Annotated in this window: 17 protein-coding genes; 5 read left to right on the forward strand and 12 right to left on the reverse strand. The window is 40.6% G+C overall.

Features of this window, described 5'->3' with window-relative positions; all coding sequences use genetic code 11:
* The first annotated feature begins 270 nt into the window (after positions 1 to 270).
* The 3 genes from ACXHJ1_RS19560 (at position 271) to ACXHJ1_RS19570 (ending at position 2,739) form a co-directional block, all read left to right on the forward strand.
* Positions 271 to 405: a hypothetical protein gene (locus ACXHJ1_RS19560; protein ID WP_016820903.1), complete on the forward strand. Its 135-nt coding sequence runs from the start codon at positions 271 to 273 to the stop codon at positions 403 to 405.
* Positions 402 to 1,373 (forward strand): alpha/beta hydrolase, encoded by a 972-nt coding sequence (locus tag ACXHJ1_RS19565; protein WP_457905077.1) that lies wholly within the window; start codon positions 402 to 404, stop codon positions 1,371 to 1,373. Before ACXHJ1_RS19560 ends, ACXHJ1_RS19565 begins: the two co-directional genes overlap by 4 nt.
* Before the next feature lie 433 nt (positions 1,374 to 1,806).
* Positions 1,807 to 2,739, forward strand: coding sequence for a poly(ethylene terephthalate) hydrolase family protein (locus ACXHJ1_RS19570; protein WP_457905078.1), 933 nt, complete (start codon positions 1,807 to 1,809; stop codon positions 2,737 to 2,739).
* 758 nt (positions 2,740 to 3,497) lie between these two features.
* Here the strand turns inward: ACXHJ1_RS19570 and ACXHJ1_RS19575 are convergent.
* Entirely contained in the window at positions 3,498 to 4,886 is a 1,389-nt protein-coding gene (locus ACXHJ1_RS19575; RefSeq protein WP_045245378.1) for an MFS transporter, read from the reverse strand.
* Between the two features lie 348 nt (positions 4,887 to 5,234).
* Here ACXHJ1_RS19575 and ACXHJ1_RS19580 point away from each other — a divergent pair, with 348 nt between their 5' ends.
* Positions 5,235 to 6,218 (forward strand): LacI family DNA-binding transcriptional regulator, encoded by a 984-nt coding sequence (locus ACXHJ1_RS19580; RefSeq protein ID WP_025364899.1) that lies wholly within the window; start codon positions 5,235 to 5,237, stop codon positions 6,216 to 6,218.
* A gap of 312 nt (positions 6,219 to 6,530) precedes the next feature.
* Here the strand turns inward: ACXHJ1_RS19580 and ACXHJ1_RS19585 are convergent, their stop codons facing one another.
* From ACXHJ1_RS19585 to ACXHJ1_RS19610, 6 genes are all read right to left on the reverse strand, one after another.
* On the reverse strand, positions 6,531 to 8,009 hold the full coding sequence (locus tag ACXHJ1_RS19585) for a glycoside hydrolase family 32 protein (protein WP_457905079.1): 1,479 nt from the start codon (positions 8,007 to 8,009) through the stop codon (positions 6,531 to 6,533).
* Between the two features lie 11 nt (positions 8,010 to 8,020).
* Positions 8,021 to 9,256, reverse strand: a complete 1,236-nt coding sequence (locus ACXHJ1_RS19590; protein WP_457905080.1) for an oligosaccharide MFS transporter — start codon at positions 9,254 to 9,256, stop codon at positions 8,021 to 8,023.
* A 198-nt stretch (positions 9,257 to 9,454) separates the two neighbouring features.
* A complete protein-coding gene (locus ACXHJ1_RS19595; protein ID WP_457906188.1) occupies positions 9,455 to 10,438 on the reverse strand; it encodes a LacI family DNA-binding transcriptional regulator in 984 nt (327 codons plus the stop codon).
* A gap of 548 nt (positions 10,439 to 10,986) precedes the next feature.
* The gene (locus ACXHJ1_RS19600) at positions 10,987 to 13,029 is read right to left on the reverse strand and encodes a serine hydrolase domain-containing protein (protein WP_457905081.1); all 2,043 of its coding nucleotides are present in this window, start codon (positions 13,027 to 13,029) and stop codon (positions 10,987 to 10,989) included.
* Between the two features lie 123 nt (positions 13,030 to 13,152).
* The gene (locus tag ACXHJ1_RS19605; protein ID WP_430212984.1) at positions 13,153 to 14,454 is read right to left on the reverse strand and encodes a GHKL domain-containing protein; all 1,302 of its coding nucleotides are present in this window, start codon (positions 14,452 to 14,454) and stop codon (positions 13,153 to 13,155) included.
* 1 nt (position 14,455) lies between these two features.
* Positions 14,456 to 15,196: a LytR/AlgR family response regulator transcription factor gene (locus tag ACXHJ1_RS19610; protein ID WP_457905082.1), complete on the reverse strand. Its 741-nt coding sequence runs from the start codon at positions 15,194 to 15,196 to the stop codon at positions 14,456 to 14,458.
* Between the two features lie 341 nt (positions 15,197 to 15,537).
* Here ACXHJ1_RS19610 and ACXHJ1_RS19615 point away from each other — a divergent pair, with 341 nt between their 5' ends.
* Positions 15,538 to 16,347, forward strand: coding sequence for a MerR family transcriptional regulator (locus tag ACXHJ1_RS19615; RefSeq protein ID WP_019687280.1), 810 nt, complete (start codon positions 15,538 to 15,540; stop codon positions 16,345 to 16,347).
* 22 nt (positions 16,348 to 16,369) lie between these two features.
* Here the strand turns inward: ACXHJ1_RS19615 and ACXHJ1_RS19620 are convergent, their stop codons facing one another.
* The 5 genes from ACXHJ1_RS19620 to ACXHJ1_RS19640 form a co-directional block, all read right to left on the reverse strand.
* The gene (locus ACXHJ1_RS19620; RefSeq protein ID WP_457905083.1) at positions 16,370 to 17,002 is read right to left on the reverse strand and encodes a GNAT family N-acetyltransferase; all 633 of its coding nucleotides are present in this window, start codon (positions 17,000 to 17,002) and stop codon (positions 16,370 to 16,372) included.
* A 336-nt stretch (positions 17,003 to 17,338) separates the two neighbouring features.
* A complete protein-coding gene (locus ACXHJ1_RS19625) occupies positions 17,339 to 18,040 on the reverse strand; it encodes an SDR family oxidoreductase (RefSeq protein ID WP_016820924.1) in 702 nt (233 codons plus the stop codon).
* A gap of 509 nt (positions 18,041 to 18,549) precedes the next feature.
* Positions 18,550 to 19,587, reverse strand: a complete 1,038-nt coding sequence (locus ACXHJ1_RS19630; protein WP_457905084.1) for an NAD-dependent epimerase/dehydratase family protein — start codon at positions 19,585 to 19,587, stop codon at positions 18,550 to 18,552.
* A 187-nt stretch (positions 19,588 to 19,774) separates the two neighbouring features.
* Entirely contained in the window at positions 19,775 to 20,227 is a 453-nt protein-coding gene (locus ACXHJ1_RS19635; RefSeq protein ID WP_025364889.1) for an RrF2 family transcriptional regulator, read from the reverse strand.
* A 266-nt stretch (positions 20,228 to 20,493) separates the two neighbouring features.
* Positions 20,494 to 24,135 (reverse strand): S-layer homology domain-containing protein, encoded by a 3,642-nt coding sequence (locus tag ACXHJ1_RS19640; RefSeq protein WP_457905085.1) that lies wholly within the window; start codon positions 24,133 to 24,135, stop codon positions 20,494 to 20,496.
* Positions 24,136 to 24,149 lie beyond the last annotated feature (14 nt).

Genomic DNA, 24,149 nt, shown 5'->3' on the forward strand with positions numbered 1-24,149 from the left:
AAATGATACGTCTATTTTATGGAGTTCATACAACGGATGTATTCTAAATAAAGGAGAAAATATGATAACAAAAGACCTCTGATCACTCTTGTTAAAATTGTAGTTGAGCCAATTAAGTGACCAATCGATATCAGCTCGATATCAGCTCCCTAGCGTATAGTTCGGTATGTTGTAAAAAGGCCCAAATTCCGGCACGGAAAAAAGTCTGAACATTAGGATAAAACAACTCAAGGGGTAACATCACGAAGAAATTGATAAGGAGATTAAGAGATGACACTTTCACAAAAACGCATGGTTATTCTGATTTTAGTTATCATCGTAGCTGCCGTTTTGGGCCGTCTTGCGGTGCGGGCATTTATGAATTTTTTGCTCGGCGGTACACTGTTTGGAGGTAACTTCTTATGAAAAATGAGAGAAAAGGCAGAAAAAAAATGTTGTGGGGATCTATTTATGTTGGTGTTTTTATTCTTGTGTTCGCAGCTTCAGCAATCATCAAAATGACATACAATCCACTGTCTGGAGAGATGCAAGTTCATTGGAATGACACCGTTGGGCATGTATATTCAGATATCGCCTATGACGATAAGGAGCAAAATAAATTTGATCTCTATGTTCCAGCAGATAATACAAAGAAAAGCTATGGTCTTGTCGTATATCTCCATGCAGGAGGTTTTTCAACTGGTGACAAAAGTGATGACGCCAATATGCTGAAATGGCTTACTTCAAAAGGTTATGTCACCGTTGGTATTAATTATACGCTGCGTAATGAAAACAATCCCGAAGCCAGTGTATATACTATGTCACAGGAAATCAAAAAAAGTATTCCAGTTGTAAAAGCGGAAGCGGAAAAGTTAGGCTACAATCTCGATAGAATGGCGATATCCGGTGGCTCGGCAGGTGGAACTTTGGCGCTATTGTATGCTTACCGTGATGCGAACACCTCTCCTATTCCTGTAAAAATGGTATTTGAGATGGTAGGACCACCGAGCTTTTATCCAGAGGACTGGGCTGCCTACGGTTTGGATCAGAATCCAGAGGCAGCAGCAAATTTATTCAGCGTTATGTCTGGTAACACGATTACAACAGATATGATAGGAAAAGCAAGCTATGATGAAGCAGTCAAAGATATTTCACCATTTATGTGGATTGATAAAAATTCTGTACCAACGCTAGCTGCCTATGGAAAATACGATAAGGTTGCTCCGTTCGGAACAGTAAAATATCTGATCAACGCACTGGAAGAAAACAATGTTCCCCATGATTATTTCGAGTTTCCTCATTCGGGGCACGGTCTGCAAAATGACAATAAGCTATATTTTAAATATATAGAAAAGTTGAATGAGTACCTGGAACGATATATGGGGAGTGAATAAGACAGATTAGATCCGCTGTTCTGTTTGAGGCAACAAAATGTGCAGATTTAGAGAAGGTACTATTTTTAAAAACTACCTTCTCTACTATCCAAAGTGAAAACGAAAAACTTAAGAATAACCGTCAATCAGCTCTTTCAGACTATACGGCTTCAACATATGTCTGAGCAGGCTTTTCCGCCCGTGTTTATCTCTTCTTGAGTCTTTTTGTCATATGAAATGAGAAATCGTACTTCATTATGCTACCTATTCAAGTTAACTACATATGCTTTTTATTTAGATATATAACTAAACTAATCGGTAATCGGTCTATGCTTACATCAGTTTATTTTCAGTTTATTCAGATCAGGTATACTACTTCAAGGAAACAAGGCAGACAATCCACAAGACCTACGCTAAATTTATAATTTATTGAGAGTTAAGGAGATTTACGTGCATGAAAAAGATGTTGAAAATTACTGGTTGTATTATTTTTATCATTGCAGTATTGATTGCCGCTTTGTTGATTTACTTAGCAAATAATCCTGCCGTTCCGAATAATTATACGGAAACAGTCAAAACAGGCGGCGAGTTGGAAGCAAAGTATATAGCTATGGGTGAGTACGAGGTAAGTTATTTTGAAAGTGCCGCTATGATGTCATTTAAGAAATATGAGATTTTTTTTCCGGCGGATATATCCGAAATGAATAGATCGCTCCCCGTTGTTGTATTTGTCAACGGAACAGGGATCACAGGCTCTAAATATCAGGCACTGCAAAAACATCTTGCCTCTTGGGGATTTATCACAATTGCCACAGAAGAAGAGTATGCATGGAATGGGTTTTCCGCTGAAATGTCTGTTCGGTATCTTGAGCTTTTGAATGAATACAAAGATAAAATCAATGGTGGGGATAATGTTTTTTATAAGAAGATAGACCTCGACCATATTGGTATTACCGGACATTCACAGGGCGGCATAGGTGTAATAAACGCCATTACAGATCAGAAGCATTCTGACATCTATAAAGCTGCTGTAATGTTGAGTTCCGCGAAGACCGTGATGAGCGAAGCTCTGCAATGGACATCTGATCCTACGCTCATCAAAGCACCAACTATGATTATTGGTTCCACTGGCAACACAGATGAGCAGATTGCACCTCTGGAAATCCTGCAAAAACTTTATAATGACATCCCCAATAATGTCACAAAAGTGATGGCAAGAAGAAATGATGCCGATCATGGGCAAATGCTTTACTATGCAGACGGATATGTAACCGCATGGTTTATGTACTATCTTAATGGCGATACCGAAGCAGGAAACGCATTCTTCGGAGTGAATGCTGAAATTCTATCTAATGCAAACTTGCAGGATATTAAAAAAAACCATTAAGGGATTTGTGAAAGATTCGTGAGCGGTTTTCCACCCCATACATTTTCGGGCAATGGTTGATTAAATCAAGCGAACGCTCCAAAGCCACATCGGATACTTGGGCAAAGTCTGTGCCTTTAGGAAAGAACGGTACAGTCTAACTCTCAATTTTCGGCATTGTATATGACCGACCAGATGCTGGAGATTACGAAATTTACTCATTCGCATTAACGATTCCAGCCTACTGATTATCCGCATATGCCATAAATCAACAAAGCAAAGCAGCGATACTTCACTCATGGGAAACATCGCTGCTCTAGTGGTTATTTGTAGATGGGTTTAAAGCGTTTTATTCGGAATATGATAGGGTAGTTTGTTTATTGACCCTTTAAAGGCTTTGTTTTTAACCTCTGAATAATCTGTCGTTTTCTAAACTTTATATTAGATGCTTCCTCTGCCGAATGGTTATAGGATTTACTAACTCATATTCTCCATTACATACAGGGATAACTCTTTATTATGATCCAAGGGTTATGCCACAGCACACATTTGATAGTTTCGACTGAATTTCTATTCAAAGATCTTTTATAAATATTAATCATCTTACGAATATTCTTATTTTCTTGCCCGATCGGGGATTAGCCGTTTTAATTTGTCTCCCACTGAATAATCCTGCCCATTACTTCAATCAAAAAAGCAGCCCCTCTTGAACTGCCCTACTGCTAGTCACTTCAACAATAGGGTGAGTTCATTCATGGGCTACCTTATTTACCCAGTAGCTATTCAGCGTTTTTTAAGAATTCAAGCTCTTTGACAATACCCGGAAATAATTTATCTAGATTGTAAAATGCCAGCAATAAAATTTGCAGGAGAGCCAAGATAATTGGAACGTAGATAAACATGAAATGAATAGACGCTAACGCAGTAGCACTGATTGTAGCTTGTCCACCAGCATATCCTCCCAATGCCAGTCCCCAACCGATAAGTGCCGCTCCCAAACCGCCTCCCGCTTTTGTGCCGAAACTACCCGCACTGTACACCAGTCCTTCGGTGCGCATCCCTGTCTTCCATTCGCCATACTCAATGGTATCTGCCAACATGGCAAAGAAGGTTCCGAGAATAGCGGCATGTCCAAGCGCTTTAATAACGAGTCCCAGACAGACCGCCATCAGACTTGTGGGACTGACGGCAATGACAAGCGACCCGACAATAAGGAGGATACTTCCGATAATGGAGGAATTTCGTTTACCGATCCGCTTGACGATGGGGGGCAATAGCATATAACCAAGCAGGGAAGGAAGCAGTAAGGATATGCCGAGCACTCCAATCAGATTGGCGTCTTTTAACACATAACGTGCGTAGTAAATATTCATACCTGTGCCCAGTGCATTATTTATAAAATAGACCACAGCAAACCCAAGGATCAATTTCCAATACTTATTACGCATCAGCGCTCCAAAAGCGCGTCCAAACGGAATTGGCTTTTGTACAACAGATGGAGTAACCCTTTCTTTGGTACTGAAGAAGGTAACAAGAAATAAGAAGGTTCCGAGCAAGCCAAATATAATAAAGGTGAAAATCCACCCTTTTTGACCGCCGCCGAATGACTTCACTAACGGGAGGGTGAAATAATTAATTAGCAAGGCACCAATATTCGCCAGACTCATACGAAAAATATTAAGCAGAGAACGCTGGTAAGAATCCTGCGTTATCATGGAATTAAGCACACCATAAGGGACATTAATGCTGGAATAAATAAAGTTCATCAGCAGATAGGTAACGTAAATGTATAGAATAGTGATCGTCATATTTCCACTTGGAACCGTGAACAAGAGAATTCCAGACAATGCAAATGGCCCGGACATCCACAGTAACCAAGGACGTGCCTTCCCGTGTCTGCTCTTTGTTTTATCGATCAAAGCCCCAATCGCGACATCAATAAACGCATCCAGTACGCGTGCAACTAGCATTAAAGTACCAATGACCCCAGCGCTGATCCCGATTACATCTGTGTAAAAGTAGGACAGAAAAGTCATTGCGGCGGCAAACAGCAACTGGCTGGCAAAATCACCGAATCCATAACCAATTTTTTCTTTCAGCGTAATAATTGAACCGGTTTGCACTGAAGCCTCATTTCCCCTTACAACAATATCGCTTGAACTTCTCATGCTCATGCTCCTTTTCCCTTGTTATTCTCTACAATTCAAGGTTATCAAGAAAACGTTTTCTTAATTATCAAAAAAATAAGCTGAAATACCCTGAATCCAGCCGATTATTGGTAAAAACAACTATGTTCGTCCAAAAAATACTAGAAAACGTTTTCCGGAGTTGATTATACTCTCCTTATAAACCAAGGTCAAGCGCTTTCTTTGCTCTAGAATCTTTGTTAAACTCAATAAACAATTCAATAAACTGATATAATAAATTCAATCCACTTTGAGAACCTATTTTCTAAATAAATACTTGCTTGAAAGTCGGTGTGTACAATGAAAATGACTATAAAAGATGTGGCTCGAATGGCCAACGTCTCCATTTCTACAGTTTCCAGAGTGATCAATAATAGCCAGACGGTCAACAGTGAAATACGCAAACGAGTTCTGGATGTTCTTGAAGCCACTCAATTCCGTCCAAATGCCATAGCACGGACATTGGTAAAGAATAATACATCTTTGATTGGGGTACTTCTGCCCGCGATTAAAAACAACGTTTTTGATGACATGGTTGAAGGCATCAATCAAGTAGCGCATCTATACGGCTTCGATGTCATAATCGCCTTGTCAGGGGGAGACGCGGACTCTGAATTACACTATTACAATATGTTCCGTGAAATGCAGGCGAGCGGAATTATTATATCGGTAAGCGGAATCCGGGATGCGCTATTCGCGCTCATTGAAGCGGCGGGAATTCCCTGCATCCTTGTCGGAAGGGATTTCCGAGACCAAACCATTCCTTCCGTGCATGTTGACAACATAACGGCTGCTTTTGAAGCGGTAACTTATCTAATACAGCAGGGTCATCAGGATATCGCGATGCTGCAGGGACCAGCGGGGGATATTTCAGTGAGCAATCAGCGTTTTTTGGGCTATGAACAGGCATTGAAGACCGCTCACCTGCCAGTACGCCCCGAACGTGTGTTGGAAAGCGGCTTTTCAGTTGAAGATGGCATAACCTCTATGAGAAAACTTTATCATTCAGGCCCACTGCCTAGTGCGGTGTTCTGCGCAACGGACCGAGTTGCCATAGGCGCTATGAACTTTCTGGCCGAAAATGGGGTGAAAATACCTGAACAGGTCTCTTTCTTCGGATTTGACGACATTGACATGGCTACAATAATCCGGCCTAAATTGTCAACTGTCCGATATTCAGCATCCGAACTTGGCATGGTCGCCGCCCGCAATCTCATTAAGCTTATTAGAGGAGAAGAATTGGCGGCTGTCCACTGGTCCATATCTCATCAGTTAGAAATTCGGGACAGCAGTACAAAACTTGGAGTATCCTAACCTTTGATGCTCCTACGGGTTGCGGGAAATGCTTAACCGGCAGGGGTGGTCTTTTCAGCGAATCCAACGCCGAATAATGGAAACGTTCTCTTGCAGACTTTTTCGCAAAAGGGCATAATTGGGGATACGCAGAAACCAGGCTCGGTTTAAAATTGGCTATCATGTAGATGGGCATTTCCGGGGAAAGTCGCTATTGCCGGACTCGCTCGTATTCAATTTTCTTTTCGATAGCAGTCAGATTAACTATCAATAAGAAAAGGTTGCTTTCTAAGTCAATACAAGGACTCAGAAAGCAACCTTTTCTTCGAGTTATTAAGCTTGCCAAATATCTTTCAATTTCCAGTATGTCAACTCATTTACTAGAGCCTCTCCGCCCTCCGTTACGAGTTCTATGCCTAGCAGTTTTTCACTCGAATAGATGCGACTTGTCATCGTAGCTTGCCCTTCATTAGCAAATATTTCAATGGATGAGCGATCCAGATATACATGTAACGTCATCTGCCCCTCTGCACTTAAGGCTGTTTGACGTACTCCATCCGTCTTTTTGCCTGATTTAGAACAATCAAGCATAAGTTTCTGACCCGGGATAGAATAAGTGATAACCGTTTCCTCCTCACCTGTTCCGCGAAGCTTCAAGCCTACCAGATCTGCACTTGACTTCGTCAGGTCGAACACGACCTTCACTTCAAGCAGATCCGCTTCAACTTCCGTCAAGTAACTTCCAGAAATAGCGCAATATTGGTACAAAACATGTTCGCTTTGACGAAGCAACTTCATTTCCTCTACTGGGTTCATCAGCAATTTATTATTGGCACCCAGCGTAATTACACGTGGGATCGTCAATGCTCCGGACCAGCCGTCTGCTTTCGTCGGCATATCCGATTCCCACATATCCATCCAACCAATCGCAATGCGGCGACCTTGATCATCTAGAAAAGTTTGAACCGCATAGAAGTCATGACCATTATCCAACTCGATGAACTCTCCATGTTTATATTCATTACTATCATAATTATATTCGCCAACATAATATCCCGTCTGGAACAAATTATTGTACTTATCTCCTTGCGCATCAATACCTTGCGGGGAGAACATAAATATATGCTTACCGTTCAGTTCAAAAAAATCAGGGCACTCCCACATGAAGCCCATATTCTTATCTCCCTGCAGAAGCACACCATGATAGGTCCAAGTTCTAAGATCAGGAGATGTATATAGAATAACACGCGGCAGATCTTCTTTCGTGCTGTTACCTAGGATCATGTACCATGTATCCTTATGCTTCCATACCTTCGGATCACGGAAATGCTGTGAGCTATCTGTTGGAGGTTCAGCGATTACGGGATTCTGCCCTAGTTTTGTAAAATGAATGCCATCTGTACTTACTGCCACATTTTGATTTTGGAAAAAGATATTGTTTGGTTGATCAATATAGTGATGGCCAGTATAGATTAATGTCAATTCGCCGTTATTATCTACTGCGCTTCCTGAGAAGCAGCCATCAAGGTCACATGCATCTCCAGGCGCTAATGCAATCGGACAATGCTCCCAGTGTACAAGGTCTTTACTCTTCACGTGACCCCAATGCATTGGACCCCAGTTCTTATCATAAGGATGATGCTGATAGAAGGCGTGATATTCACCTTTAAATTGGATTAATCCATTGGGGTCGTTAATCCAGTTTGCTGGTGCCATAATATGATAACCTAACCGGTACCGCTTGTTCATTTTTGCTTCTGCCTGTTTCAATGCTTCCTCAGCTTGCTTCGTATTGTTATGATATGTGTTCATTTGTCTTCCTCCTATGCTGTTTCAATATGCTTGTTAGGCTTGGGATCCAGATTTTTCGGTTCTTTCTTTAAGGTAAAGATTGAGATTGTTGTAAAGACAAATACGAATACACCCATAATCACGTACGTATTTGCAAAACCTCTAATGTCATAAGACATACCGGCGATTGGCGAGAAGATCGAAGCTCCTACCTGACTCATAAACTGGAATCCCACCAGATACAAGATCGAAGACAGACGCGTATCGAAATTAGCAGCCAAGTACTTAAATACGGCGATCAGCATGATTGGCAGTTCCAATGCGTGAATCAATTTCATAGCTGAGATACCATAAGGTCCAATAACTAAGCCTGAACCCATGATCCGGAACGCCATCAAGAACCCTGCCAATATCAGACCCTTTTTTGCTCCAATTTTGTTGACAATGAAAGGCGCTAAGAACATCATGCCTGCTTCCAAGAACACTTGTAGGGAATTTAAGTAACCATAAACTTGATTGCCTAATGCAACCGTTGAGAACGTTGATGAAAAGTAATTCGGGAACTGCTGGTCATACACATTGTAAACACAGGTAACACCAAGAACATATAAAATGAAGAACCATAAATTCTTATTTGCAAACAAATATCCGATTTGCTTAAAGTTAACAGATTCTGCTCGCTCCACCTCGGAATCTGTCATCTCAACTTTAATTGTCATCATAATGATAAACAGAATGACAGCAGATACTGATGCAATCCAGAAGTTAATGTTAGGGTTGATATTGAAGAGCTGACCAGCGAAAAATGTTGCTGCTGCCCAACCTAGCGAGCCCCACATACGAGATTTCCCGTATTCAAATTCATATTTTCGGCTGATTTTCTCGACATAAGATTCGATGGCTCCGATCCCTGCCAAAAAAGAAATACCCAGGTATAATCCACCTACAATGGCGCCGAGAAATACATTGTATTGAAGTAACGGCCCATAGATAAAGATATAGAAAGGACCAACAAATAAGAGCAAAGAACTGATGAGAAATAAAATATGCTTCTTCAATCCGATTTTATCAGATATATAGCCATAAAGCGGTTGCATACATAGCGCAAAGATAGCGTTTACAGTAAAGATAACACCTGTTTCAGCACCATTCAGACTGATTTCTTGCCCTAGCCAGATGGAGAACAATGAATAACTTGCTGACCAAGTAAAGAAAAAAAAGAAGAAATAGGCACTTAGTTTCCAGTACATGCTCTTTGACTTTCTCATATCGAACGCTCCTCTAGTTGAACATTTAATGTAAATGAAAGCACTTTCGTATTTACAGATCGATTATATGTCAACCGCTTTCATATGTCAACCGCTTGACATATCTTCAAAAGAAAAAGAGCTCTCCTCTTTGATTTCAATTACTCTAATAAGGATAGCCCATCTTATATCACAATGCTGAAAACTATGAAAATTGTGTTAAGCTGTACTAGCTTTAATCAGTTTCACTGGTAGATAGGTTTCTCGCGGGACATCACTGAATCCACCTTCAATTTCTTTAATAAGTAACTCTATGGAAGATCTCGCGATCTCCTGTATTGGTTGCTGAATTGTCGTTAATTCAGGGAGAAGATTGCGGGTTGTTTCTGTTCCGTCATATCCAACTACGCGGATATCTTCAGGAACCCGTTTTCCTCTTCTTTTTGCTTCAGCAATAAAAGACGCTGCCACCATGTCATTACTCGCGAACAATCCATCTACTTCAGGATGTTCATCGAGCAAGCGTTTAATCGGTTCATCGTGATTCTGTTGGTGAAAGGGATCATGTACTTCATAGGTAATTGCCTCTCGACTATACTGCTCCATCACATCTTCATATGCTTTTCTTCTTAAACTTGCTGGTGTTTCCAATTCAACAGGGCCATTTATGTGTAAGATATGCTTGCACCCCTTTTCAATAAGCAGCTCTGATGCCAGTTTTCCACCCATATAATTATCCGATCCTACAACTGGGATTGAATCGGATAGGAAACGGTCGATCGCAATGACTGCAATATTCTTCTGTTCATAATTTACGATACCTCGGTTGTGTGTACCGACGATAATACCGTCAACTTGATTTCGCATAAGCATATCTACATAAGACTCTTCTTTATCCAGCTGATTTAAGCTGTTACATAGCAACAGCTTATAGCCTAATGACGCACAAATATTCTCTATATGGAAAGTCAGCTCACCGAAAAATGGGTTGCTCGTAGTTGGAATGATTAATCCAATCAGATTTGTCCGTTTAGTAAATAATGACCGAGCTACATCATTAGGAAAATAATTTAGCTCCTGCATCGCTTTATGAACTTGATCCTTCGTTTCTTGACTGATATAGCCACGATTATTAAGTACGCGAGAAACCGTAGTCGGTGAAACTCCAGCTAATTGTGCAACATCGTTAAGTTTTGGTTTCATTGATTCAACCTGCCTTCTCTTCATGCCAAGTCTCCAATTATTCTATTATTTTAACATTGTTAAACGTGAAAAAACATGTCTTCATCATTCCTCGCTTTATATGCAATGACATCATTTTAACCATTATTGTTCATCATATTTCAATAATATATGTTCCTGTCTCTCCTCGAGAATATTGTATACACTATGTAGTATGTATGAGGTGGTGAATAAACTTGGTTGAAATATCATCTAGAGAGTTATGGATAAATGTATCTATTAAAGTGTATACACCCCGATATTTTTCTCATTTTATATGGACTAATATGTGAATTTACCGTAGTGAAAAGAATCTCACATGTGATTTCGTAAAAGTCGTTGTCGCAGGACATTAGTAAACAAAAAAAACACCCCTCAGAAATCCTGGAATGAAGTATATCACATAATATAGTAACTTCCTCGTGGGGGTAAGTGTTACTGCAAAAGGGACAAAAAAACACAAAATCCAAAATAAAGAACTCATCCTATCATAATAGCCGCTCCTAAATTTTTCAGGAGCGGCTACACGCTTAATTCAAATTGATTTTAAATCTATCCCCTGCATTGCCACCTAAAACGATCAAGCCACCTTTGGGCAGCACAACCGTTTTGTTATGGCTGGCAGTTGAAAAATCTACAACCGTTCCGTTTTCATCATAGACAGCGAACCCTCCACTTGTTGGAACATCAACGGTCATTGTTTTATGGGCTACGTTTTTATCTATTTTAAACCATGTGGCTTGACCATTCGATGGTATGGTGTACACTGATTTCCCGCCCAGGACAGGTTTAATAGCATCCTCACTGATGTAGGACTGTCCATCTATGGTTAAATACTCTGAACCATCCTTGGTAGTAAAATTCAAATCAAATGCATCTCTTCCACTCATAACAGGAATCTCAACAGCATTAACGGCTTTATTCTCATCCACAATTTTAGTACCACTTGCGTATCCATCATGATCAACGGATATTTTTTTCGTTATAAATGATGGGGCCAAATAAAAAATAGAAGATATCTTTTCATCCAGGGCATAATAATTTTTCCCGTTTCTATGTTCCCATGCCTTTTTAACAGTAGTATTTAGAGGATTGGCATCCAGCTTTTGATATTCATAAGTCACCATAACCATTTGACCTAATCCCGGAAAGTTTACGTAGAAGTTAGCCTTAATATACGTTTTCCCATTTTTTTGTTTGTCAAAGCCTATCGCTACACTGCCATCACTGCTTTTGAATTCTCCATTGCCTGTATACACATATTTTTGCGCCGGGACTATTCCATCCAGAAAAGCTGGTAATTCAAGCTCTCCGTTTTTAATTTCTACATTGATGGTTGTACCCACAGTGCCATATAATCCAGAATAAGTAAGTAAATCAGATGGCATTTCCACTTTTACAGGAGGTTCAAAGGTTTTACCCGGTAGAATGCCTTTAATGATGCCCTTGTCTTTTAGAAGCTCCAATAAAACATTAGAAGCAAAAATACTATCCAGGATGGAAGAACCTCCAGATGAAAGCACAGCCATAGAAATATGATGCTCTGGTATGGTGATCAAAGTAGAATGATACAAAACAGTATCCCCACCCTTGGATAACGCAGTTATTCCGTAATCACTAAACGGTGCCAACTGAACCGCATCCCAACCAAGTCCATAATTAAAGCTGTTTGTCTCTTCAGGTACCCATACTCCATTTCGATATTCATGACTTTGCATGGACTTGGCTGATTGCTTAGATAAAATATCGGGTTTGTTCCCCGTTAATACTTCTGAAAACATAACCACCTCTTCCGCGGTGGAGTATAAGCCCCCTGTCCCGATGACATTGGCATTTTCAACCGGTAAAGCCCCCTCAATCGCAGGAAAATAAGTTTTGGACAGCTGTTGTCTATCAAATTGATCGAGAGGTGTTTTGGTAGATTTCAAACCCAAAGGTCCACTAATATGCTTTGCCAGGAAATCGGTGTAACTTAGACCGCTCACCCGCTCAACCAATATTTCGAGCAATTGAAATCCATCATTGGTATATACGGAATATTCGCCAGGGTTTGATTTTAAAGTTTCTGATTGCAACCTTAGCAAGAGCTCATCATGATTTTTTGTATCATTGTCATTAAATAACATACTATTTTTTAAGTGGGCACCGTAAAGGCCTGACGAATGATTTAACAGCATACGCGGTGTAATTTTTTTGTACCTTTCATCGGCCATTGTAAAGTCCTTAATGTATGTTGTGAGCGGCTGATCAATATCTACCTTATGGGCATCCACCAGCATCATCGTTGCAGCAGCTACATACATTTTGCTTGTAGAGCCTATACCAAACATCGTATCTTTGGTGATCGGCTCGTTGGTTGCTTTATTCTTTACACCCACGCTATCCGATAATACGATGTTTCCATGGTCCATAATGGCATACTGCACACCGCTAGCACCGTATTTGGATACCAGCTCTGAGGCCAGACTGCGAGCCTTTTCCTTGATGGGTTCAGGAGTGCCTTGAGCAAAAGTATTCGCCATTGGCAGCACAAAAAGCATAGCAGAAACGAACACAGCTATTATTTTCTTCATTCCATATTTCCTCCTCTTATAGCTTCATCAGACTTTATTACTGACCTGATCATACAACGAACGAGGATTCTATATAAAAAAACACCCTTAAACGTAAAAAACAATCCCTAAACAACAAGATGTCTAAGGAATGTCCTTATAAAATGGTAATAAAACCATATTATCGAATACTTTATTTTTCGTTTCAATGGTCATATTCCCACCGTATTTATCACATATTCTAGATATATTGGTTAAGCCAATGCCATGAACATCCGGGTTTGATTTTTGACTATGCAAATGAGACACTTCATTCTCCACATGATTCAGAATGTGAATGAAAAGCGCGGACTCATTGGATTGTATTTTAATAAGAATGAACCTGTCCTCAGCAATCTTGACCTTTTTAGATGCTTCTATGGCATTATCCAGCATATTCCCTAGAGCAACACATAAATCATAACGTTCAATATTTACTTTCTGTGAATATAAGTTAAGTTGGGTATCTACCTTTATGCCATTAGCTTGTCCAATATTAAGACTATTCGTGACAAGGGCATCTATAACCAGATTACCGGTATTAACCCTTTGATATGCTCCTTCGATTTTATTTAATGTGATCTTAATATGTTCACTCGCCTCAGCTAATTCATTTCTCTTGATACATTCGTCAATATACAAAAACTGTTGATGTGTATCATGAATGATTCTTTTTATATTTTTGAAGCTGTGAACCGTTTTTTCGTAGTTAGCATCTTGGTAGTCCATCTGATGTTGTAGTTGAGCATTTTCATGCATTAACTGGAATTTTTCAATAACATTATCGAAGATGTATATAATAAAAACATTTAAAGAAATAAAGCCAATAATAGAGCCAAAATAATACATATTCTTTTCACTATAAACAGATAAAACATTAACCTGGTATATACTTATGATGGGAACGATTAAAAATAAAAAATAGTAACGATGCTGCAAAGGGAAGGTTCTGCGTTTGGCGAATAGCCGTATAATCTGAATGACAGCAAACATGATAATACAGCTGAGTAGCATAACCTTAGAAAATATCAAGTGATCCTGTCCGCTCAAATGACTAAAGTTGCTAATCTTAACGGAGTCTACAGCATATAAAATATACAGGGATAAAAGATTAACGATGGTGATCAACACAGCATAAAGAATGGAAAAAATGATCTTTGTCTTTATTTCCACGGTATAAGACTGAGCCAAGCTAAATATGACAAATAACGCCAAAATGGAGGAAAACGTAGGAGTCAGATAAACAGTTAAATATAAAAAATTCAGCAACCCGAAAATAATGAAATACATCATTCTGTTCGGCTTTCGACTGGACTTATCAAAAACCGAGTTGAAATAAAAATTGACCTGAAAGCACATCACCAGTACGACACATAGGTTAAGAAACAGGTAGTTATATGCCATCATATTAATGCATCTTCATAATCATAAATTTGGTATACAAATCTTTAACTTCTTTTATTTTAGAACGTCCAATAGGCAACTTCACATCATTTGACATCAGAACATCACCGCCAGCAAATTTTTTGACATGAATTAAATTTATAATAATCGAACGATGAATTTGTAAAAAATTATGTTCCTTTAATGCTGATGCATAATCAGAAAGAATCCCTTTGCTATCATAGGTTTGTGTAGAGGTTACAAAATGCAGCTTGTTTTTTATGGTCAAGCTTTTGGCCACTTCAATACTAATGATATCATCATATTTTAAAAGCACTTCCTCATAAGCTGACTTGATGATAACGAATTTTTTATCGAGAGCTTGAAAATATTGACACAGCTTTATTATTTTTTCCTCAAAGATATAGGGAGCAATCGGTTTTATTAAATATTGAAATGTAACTACGTCAAAACTTTCCACCATATATTCAGGGTAGCTCGTTAAAAAAATAATCTGTTCATCTAGGTGATTTAAACTCCTTATTTTTTGGGCGGTTTGAATTCCGTTCATGCCATTCATTTCAACATCCAATATTAAGATATGGAATGGAGACTCATGGTTTTGATAATGAGATACTAGTTGTTCTCCTGAGTCGAATAATTCAACTTTAAATTCTATATTTGTTTTGATTGATAAAGCGATCAGCATATTTTTAACAAGCTCTCTTTGCTTGTACTCATCATCGCAAATAGCCACTCTATACATAAATGCCCCCTCTTTCCCACTACATGTTGCAAGGAAGTATAGTCTGAACAGTATACAATATTTTAATATTCTATACATAGCTTTTGGATAAAACGCAAATTCAAATCCCTTAAATGCGATTTATTGTGTGCTATTCGTTCTCTATGCTTAGGCGTTCCCTTTTTGCCATCAGGGCTTGCGTAGGTTGGTCGGTTTGCGGACGATGTCGCTGGAATGAGGTTTGCTGCTGTTTTGACTATTTTGACCCGTTGAATAAGAACACAACTTGTGATTTATTAGGAAGATAGGAATTGATGTATCAGGAGAACGACTTTCATACATAAGACTTATTGGAGGAATTTATGGATAATAAAAGGTATTTTTCAATTGGAGAAGTTTCTAGATTAAAAAATGTTACGATAAAAGCCCTACGTTATTATCATAATATTGGTTTGTTAATACCTGCATACACTAATCCCGAAAACGGTTATCGCTATTATACAATTAATCAATTCATCTATCTGGATATTATAAAAATTTGCAAGCAAAGTAATGTAAGTGTCAAAGAAATTAAAGCTTTATTTGCTAAAGCCGATACTAATTACCTTAAATTTTACTTGGAACAGAAAAATGAAGAAATTCATAAAGAAATAAAGAAATTAGAGCAACTTAATAAACAAATAGAAATATTAAAGACAGCTATCCATTCATCTGAAGATGGACTCATGAACAATGGATTTAATATTCAAACATTTAAAGACAGATACTTTTTAAGTTTACCTACTCAAGTTGGAGAACTTAATGAGATAAAGTCATTCGATAAGTTAGATGAAAAATTAGGCGAATTGGCAGTCCAAACGTTTCAGTATGGATTAATTTATTCATGTCACCATGATAATTGGAAAATCAGTGATGTATTTCGTCTAATAACATCAGATGATTATAGATTGCTTAAAGATACCTTTAATGTATCTAAATTATCAAAAGGAGAATATTTAACTATTAATTGCACGGGAGATACTGAAATTGAAACATTTCAATTAGTAAAAGAATATTTGGAGAAAAACAGTTTGACGTGTAATAAGGTTTATATGTTTTATCTAGTGACAGATGTTTTTAATCAATATAATCATTTCTCTCAATTTCAAATTAGTCTAAAGCCCACCCTATAAATAAGGTGGGCTGACTTTTAGCTTATAGCTTGTATTCATAAATAAAATTTGTATTTTCGAGTTTGCCGTTAGGTAGATTAAATACAGTTACTTCTTCATCAAGACGGACAAATCCATTATGATCATAGAATCCATAGTTACTCATTGTATCTGTATACACATAAATTTTATTTGTTTTTGTATTTTTTAAGTAAGAGATGAGCTCATTAAATAATTGTTTCCCTACCTTTTTTCCTCTAGCTCCTTCAGAAACAGCAAAGAATTCTAAGCACCCCTGAAACTCATCTTCTTTTCCTCTAATTAACTTGCTGTATGCCTCATTAGTCATAGAGGTGAGTTCAACAAATACTTTTCGTTCGATGTCATTTAGATTTAAGAGTTGTAGCAATTCACTTGTATAATCTTCTTGTAACAATCTATAAGATGTTATTTCACCAACTCTTGAACCAAAAATTACACCAATGACTTCTCCATCTAATGTAGCTACTCTTCCAAAAGTACTTTTATTTAATATTGGACTTATGAACATCATTGTAACTGTTGCATTTATTATGCCTTCATCCTCGATAAAATCCTTTGCGTTCCAGGTATCTGCGATAATCGCTTTAATAGGTTCTATATCCTCTTTTCTAATGTCTCTAATATCTAAGTTCATTTTGACTTCCTCCTTTTAATCGATTAACTTACAAATTGAGTTTAATGTCTCCCCTAATGGGGAGAGTCAAGTATTTAATGCAGTGTCTTTTTCAACAGGGCTCACTTACAAGAATAGACGGCTAATAATTATGTTAGACTGGGAGAACCAAAAAATGCCGAACTCTATCACAAAGAGTTCGGCATTTTCAGATGAAACTCATTGAACTATCGCCATTTAGTTTAGCGATTCCGTACAGTCTAAAACTTTATTATTTACAGACAATAAGGATGCCCCGATTGATCCAGAACTAAAGCTTTCATCTATGATATCACCTGTATAAAAGGGACTATTATGTTACCAACTGATCACGGAGCGATCTCTAAAAAACTTGCCGGTCGTTCCTACATCGCCCGTCGCCAGCCAAACAGCCGTATCAGCCCCTTGCTCAACCGATCTCGGAGCATCGGCAGTACCCATATCGGTACGAACCCATCCCGGACACATTGAATTTACCGTGATTTTGCTGCTACTTAAGTCTGCTGACAGTTTTAACGTAAGCGCGTTCAGGGCAGTTTTGGACATACTGTATGCAAAATACCCGCCGCCCATACCATCATTTAAAGCTCCCATGCTGCTGGATACATTGACGATTCTGCCGTCTGCACTTTCTTGCATTAAAGGGATGAGCACTTGCGATAAGAGAAGTGGACCGTAGACATTCGTTTCCATTGTAGTTCGAACCGTTTCCAAATCGATATTTGTTGTATCCTTATTACCATCGATAGAGATGCCTGCATTATTAACCAGAATGTCAACGACTCCAAATTGCTCCCGCATGTCGTAAGCCAACTTACGAATACTGGACTCGTTAGTCATATCAAGCTGGTGAAAATGAACGTCAAGCCCTTCCTGCTTCAATTTGTCGCAGGCCGCCATCCCTTGATCTTCTTTGCGAGCCGTCATAATGACGGTGACGCCAAGCTTGCCTAGCTGTTTAGCAATTTCAAACCCGATCCCCCGATTCGCCCCTGTAATGATTGCAATTTTTCTTCCCATATGGATATCCTCCTCATTTTCACTTCTTTAGACATGCAAACCATTCGTTTATGCTTAATGACCAGGAACGTTTCATTTGTCGCTTTAAGTCAAGTCGAAAATGACCAAGTCGTAATAAGTTTTTTCCCGCTAATCTGAAAGCTTTATCCGTTCTATTTAGTAACATGGTATAATGCCTTTTTCTAAAACGCTGAGCATTTTCTGGCCGACAGGCGATTCCGCAAAACTAAACGGGTAAATCCACGTACAAGCCATTCACTTGGACCTGCTATCCTGAAACCTGGCATCTGTAACTATAACTATTTTATTTTGACGTTATCACCCCCTCCAATAATTAATGGACGCATGGCGCTTGGACATCTATCTCCTCACCTGCAAGGTGGGCAAAATCGACATGAAATGCAACATGAAGTGCGCCCCGCTCGCCAAATCGTTGAACCCAAAGGCCGAACAGGCTTGATGGATAAAAGGCGAGCTGGGAGTTCCGACCGCTCCCTTCGTTTATCACCTCAGGATTTTAGCAGCCAAGCGTCTTCAGCTGCGTAGTCAAAGAGGTGTGGCTGCGCTTGGGCTAACAACGGGAATACTTCTCTCCAGTCCCGTCCCGCCAGTTGTCCCGCCAGCCACTCGACCGTCTCTGTCAGGATCTGGACGTCGGCTGCTATCGGCCGATAACCCAACTCCCGTTCGGCGGCGGTCATGTCGCAAATTATGGGGTGATCAACCATCCACGGTGTTTTTCCCACGGACAGCGATGGAGCCGGACCGTCCAGCAGTAACGTCTCGGGAGTCTCTACACCCATCACGGCATCAATTGCCGCTCCGATCTCGGCCACTGTTGGCACCTTAGGGTCACAGGCGTTGAGCACCCGAGAGCCTGGGTTCGCTGCCGCCAGCCGGATCAACTCCGCGAGATTGTGAACGCTCACCCGATGGAAAAGACCTGTCCCACGGTACTCAAGAACTCGTTGACGCCGCCCGTCAAGGTTACGCTTGATGAAGTACAACTCATAAGGGAATGAGCTATACGGGCCGTAAACAGCGCCCGCGCGCAGTATCGTTGTTGGCAACCGGTCGCCCGCCGCAAGTAGTTCTTGCTCCATAGCCACCTTGCCAGTACTATAGGTAGTCTCACCAGGCTGGATCGTCCGCTGGCTTTCTAGGATCGGTACCGCAAAGTGGGGAAAGCCGTCCGGTTCCGCTACCGTATTAAAGTTACGTCCCTTATCGTCCTCGTATACTAACGTTGTGGAAAGGACCACCGCCGAGCCGATACGATCAGCCAAAGCAGTCAACTGCCGTGCGTGTGCGGCACCGTATGAGACGACATCCACCACCACGTCGCAGCCGTCGCCGATTGCGGCGGCCAGGGCTGCATCATCGGCCCGGTCGGCCTGCGCGACGCGTACCTCATCAGGCCATCCTTCGTCCCGCCCCCCGCTTCGGGAGACCGCCGTTACCTCCCAGCCATCCCGTGCCAGCGCGTTCACCGCTGCTCGCCCAATCTGCCCCGTTGCTCCAATCACCACAGCACGTTTCTTTTCCATAATAATTCCTCCCACTATAATGAATGTTTCCTTCCATTCACTCGCGTTTTCATAGATTTGCAACCGTCAATGTCCAAACTCATGCTAAGCAAGATGCCTTTCTTTTTCTGTGCTTTTATTAAGCACAATTTATTCTAATAAAAAGTTGCATATGATTCTGCAACTTAATGTTAGCTATCCAGCTTTATTATTCTTTAAAAAATTGGACTCGATCCATTAATTGAGCAATCGTATAACTTCGCAAATACTCAATTGTCTTTAATTCAGCTTCCTGGAGAATCTTTTCAAGTTCAACATCTAACTGCTCAACATCTAACTTTTCTCCGTCTTCTCCGCAATCCACATTAATTTCAGTATCATTGGAAATACTATTTATTGCTTCGTATATATCGCCTATTGTAATCTCTGCTGCAGATTTTTTTAAAAAATATCCACCCTCTCGTCCGCCTTTTGATTCAACAATGCCAGCATTGTTCAATGACTGCATAACTCTGCGAATAAAGGTGGCATGCGAATCGACTTGTCTCGCTATCAACGCACTGCTGATCATGCTGCCACTTTTAGCTAGCCAAACAATGGCATGAATCGCTATTTTTAGACGAGGGGGACCAATGTGAACACCCCGAGACGCTGTACTCAATTTTCTCCCACCTTCTCATTTTAAAATGCAACTTCCATAAGCACATTATACTCAATGAAACATCTATATACAAGTGGGCTTAAATTTTAGCATTGGTTCTTGTTGCGTTGAGTAAAATTCCCGTATTTCTCGTACCAGGTTTTCAGATGTATAAGACGACTAACCCTCATGGATCTTCATTATCTTGTATCTAGCAACGCACGTTTATAAGAAGTAAGGCTTACCTACCATCGTATGATAGTGGGTAAGCCTCTGTAAAACAAACGTTATAATGAGAAGAGAATATTATTAATTACAACTGCAGCTTGCGCACGGGTTGATTTAGACTTTGGTGCAAATTCTCCTTTATCCATTCCGCTTATTATTCCAGCGTTGTGCATTGCAGTAATGCCTTCTAACGCATATGAAGAAATGCCGTTTGCATCGACAAAGCTTAGCGGGGCTTCACTATCTGAGGTCAGCCCGGCATAGGTCGTTGCTTGATAGGCCATTACAACCATATCTTGTCTCGTGATTTCATCTTGTGCACCAAAACTACCGTTCGGTCTGCCTTTAACAATACCTAACCGTTGTGCTGTAGCAACCTCATCATAGTACCATGCGCCTGTTTTGATATCTGAAAAGGTCGTTGTCGCATTGCTATCGGTGAGTTCAAAAACATTCATCAGCATCGCAATGAATTCGGCTCTCGTCACTTTATCGTCCGGATTGAACTTTCCATCCCCTGTTCCGATGATAACGCCCCTTGCAGCTAAAGCCTCAATCGGCTCCTTTGCCCACTCTTTTGTTACATCCTGGAAGTTAACTTCCGTAAAAGCTACTGCAAACTTACCCAATCGCTTAGGCTTAAATTCTATCCCATCTGTCTTTTTGTTTAGTCTTCCATTAACTACAATTTTACAATCTCCATTATCCCTAATTTGGTAGATGACCATCTTATTGGGTTGCTCATCTGATTTCAATTTGTATGGTATTGTCACTTGAACGTCGTTTCTTCCATCAAGCTCACTTACCTTTTTATCATCAATTTCCAAACTAAAACTGTAAACTGGTCTATCGCCCAATGGAATTTTTATCTTCTGTGATAGGCTGGATGAGTTTACTTTAGTCACAGAAACCTTCACATTCTTCGCCTCTGCTGAACTTCTAGAAATCAACTTTGAAGATACATTTAATTTAGCTAATCCTGTCTCGATTTCGAAATTATTAATTAAATATTTTCCATTGCTTAACAATACATCAACAGGAAATTCAATTTCAATTTCATTCATATTTTCAATTGCTTCTACTTTAATTCCAAGTTTGTCTCCATCTGTTTGTTTGAGTGCCCGCTTTACAGTTTCAGCGTTCAGTTGAACAGTTGCTTTTCCATTAGCATTGATCGTTGGTTTCACTCTTATTGTACCATTATCCACCTCAACATTGTCTTGTAGGCTTCCTATAGAGCTCTCTTCTCCAGCCTTGTCTTGTATACTTCCTAAGGAGCTCTCTTCTTCGCTTGATTTTCCTTTCCCTGAATTTTTCTGTTCTTCTTCTACAACTACACGAACACGTTCTAGATTCTCAATTCGTGTAAAGGGTGATTCTTCGTCACCATCACGCTGTGCGGTCACTCTTAGAGCTGGGTAGTAGATTCCTGGCTTGGTATAGATAAAGTATACCGACTCCGTTACCGAGGCCTTAGGGGTACCGAAGGATACCTTCTTGTAGTTCCCCGTACCTTCGAAGTCCCATTCAGTTTTCACAACCTTACTGTTACCAGGAGGGACCGCAGCTTTGCCCTGGAAGGTGACACGTTGGCCGGTCTTAACATGAATTTTAGTCGTGCCGTTAACAAGTAAATCGACGACCGGCTGTATCCCCTTACGATCCGCAGCACTCTCCGGCAACTTGATCTGACCATCGACTACCTTGTATTGGGTTGACTCTGCAGGAGCCACCCCTTGTTCTACCCAAGCGCTTAGGTCACGAAGTGCCTGTTCGAGAATGCCATCATATTGTACAACAGTATAAGTGCTTGCCCCATTATCGTAATGATCCGCATTGTCGTTGAACCAGACACGGAAATGATCATCAAAGCTTTCACCAAGATACTGCTTCACCCTTGCACTATACCAGTCCGAATGCCAAGGAAAAGATCCCATATCGAGCAAGTTGGAGATAAGGATGACTTTTCCTTGAATATGCCCGTTGTGTGAGCCACCTCCTGCAACACCACTCATGATCATGGGGCCAATCTCCATAGGACGCTGAGGATAAATGGGAGTTCCGTCAGCTGTTTTAAATTGATCCCAGGAATAAAAGTTGGGTCCGCTCGGAACCTGGTGACGATGGTACGATAGCAACGCAAGATGCCATCGGTTGTCGATATGCAGTTTGGCACCGCTTTCTAGGGCGCTTAATACGCTATTGGAGTTTTCGCTCCCAATCGTGAAGTTTTTCTTAGTCGGATCAAACGAACCTTTTAGTGTCCCGATCTTTGTCGTTCCGTCAGCTGTATAAAGTGTGTAATCTGCACCGGTTCGAGGCAGTGTTGATGGCGCATTGTCAAGAGAAACGCTTGTCGGTGCATTCTGCTTGTCCCGGCTAACCTGAGTAATGGTGGCCCATTGATCGATCTTGGCGCTGCGGAACAAATCTCCGAGATCCGATTGTTCCGTACCTAGGTAGCCTGGCTTGTTCCAGAAATCTTCGACATAGGTGCTATCCATCGATTTAATCGTGTCTCCGAAACCAAAGAGGAGACTCTGAAGATCGTTCTGGCTGAGTGCCCCCTCCAACCCTCTTAAAGGAACTCCCAACTTCGTCACCTCTTGCAGTACTGCCTTCTCCATGTCATTCAAACTGGAATAAGGGTCACCGCTACCTCCCGGGCTCAATGCGTCCTTTAGCTGTAAAGCCTTGTCTTTGAGCACAAAGTTCGCATAGGCCAATATGAATCCATTGTTTGGAATGGACGTTGGTACAACCGGGACAAATGGCACTGCTCCGTCCCACACTCCCTTAGTATTTTCAATTGCACCAATCGTCTGAAGAGAGCCTCCGCTTCCACCGTATATATATCCATAGATATAATCGTCAGTGTCGTAGTAATCCGCCGCGTACACCTTGGAGAACTTTGCCGCGGCTGCATCAATTCGGTATCCGCTACTTGCATTCGTCTGAACCGTATAAGCCCCGCTGGCTGCGCCGAAAGCAATATGACTATCAAAGGCATTCTCATCATAAAGCGGATATACTTTCTGGAAGAAGCGGCCCTTCCACTGTTCTTTCGGCGGCAAGTAAAAGTTGAACTTCGCTTCAGTACCCTCAAAGTGGCCTGACACTTTATGATGCGGAACTGGAGATGTTAGGTCAACCTCCCTATCAATAACTGGATTATTATACTGTGAGTCGATACACGCTGCTGTGACCCAAAGAGGCCCTCCCGTTTCTTGCGGTGTGCAATCCGATGATGAAGGTGAACCTGATACTCGCGTCACGGTCACCTTATATAGTTTCGTCACCATTCCTTCTTGTCCGGTTACTTCGATGGTGAGGATGTTATTATTAGCGCTCAAGCTCATTGGGTCGCTTGCCTGACTGCTTGCAACAGGTTTCCCGTTTACTTTCATTGTGGCGTTGCTGTCATAGACGCTGGCTGTTACCGAAATACTGGTTACATCGTAAGGAACATTCACACTGTATTCGGTTGTTCCAGCTGCAAAAGCAGGAGTCAGCGTCCCGCTCGATAACACCAGTTCGCTCAGATCCGCGTTTTCCATTCTTTTATAATCGCTAATTGAGGTATTAGCCACATGATCATGTATAGCTAATGAAAAATTTGAATTTGCACTGATTTGCGTCGTATTTGCTACCAAAAATAATAGAGCCGCTAAAATTGCACTGATGATTTTGCTTTTCTTCATTAACTATTCCCCTT

This window comes from Paenibacillus sp. ALE2, from assembly GCF_054113385.1.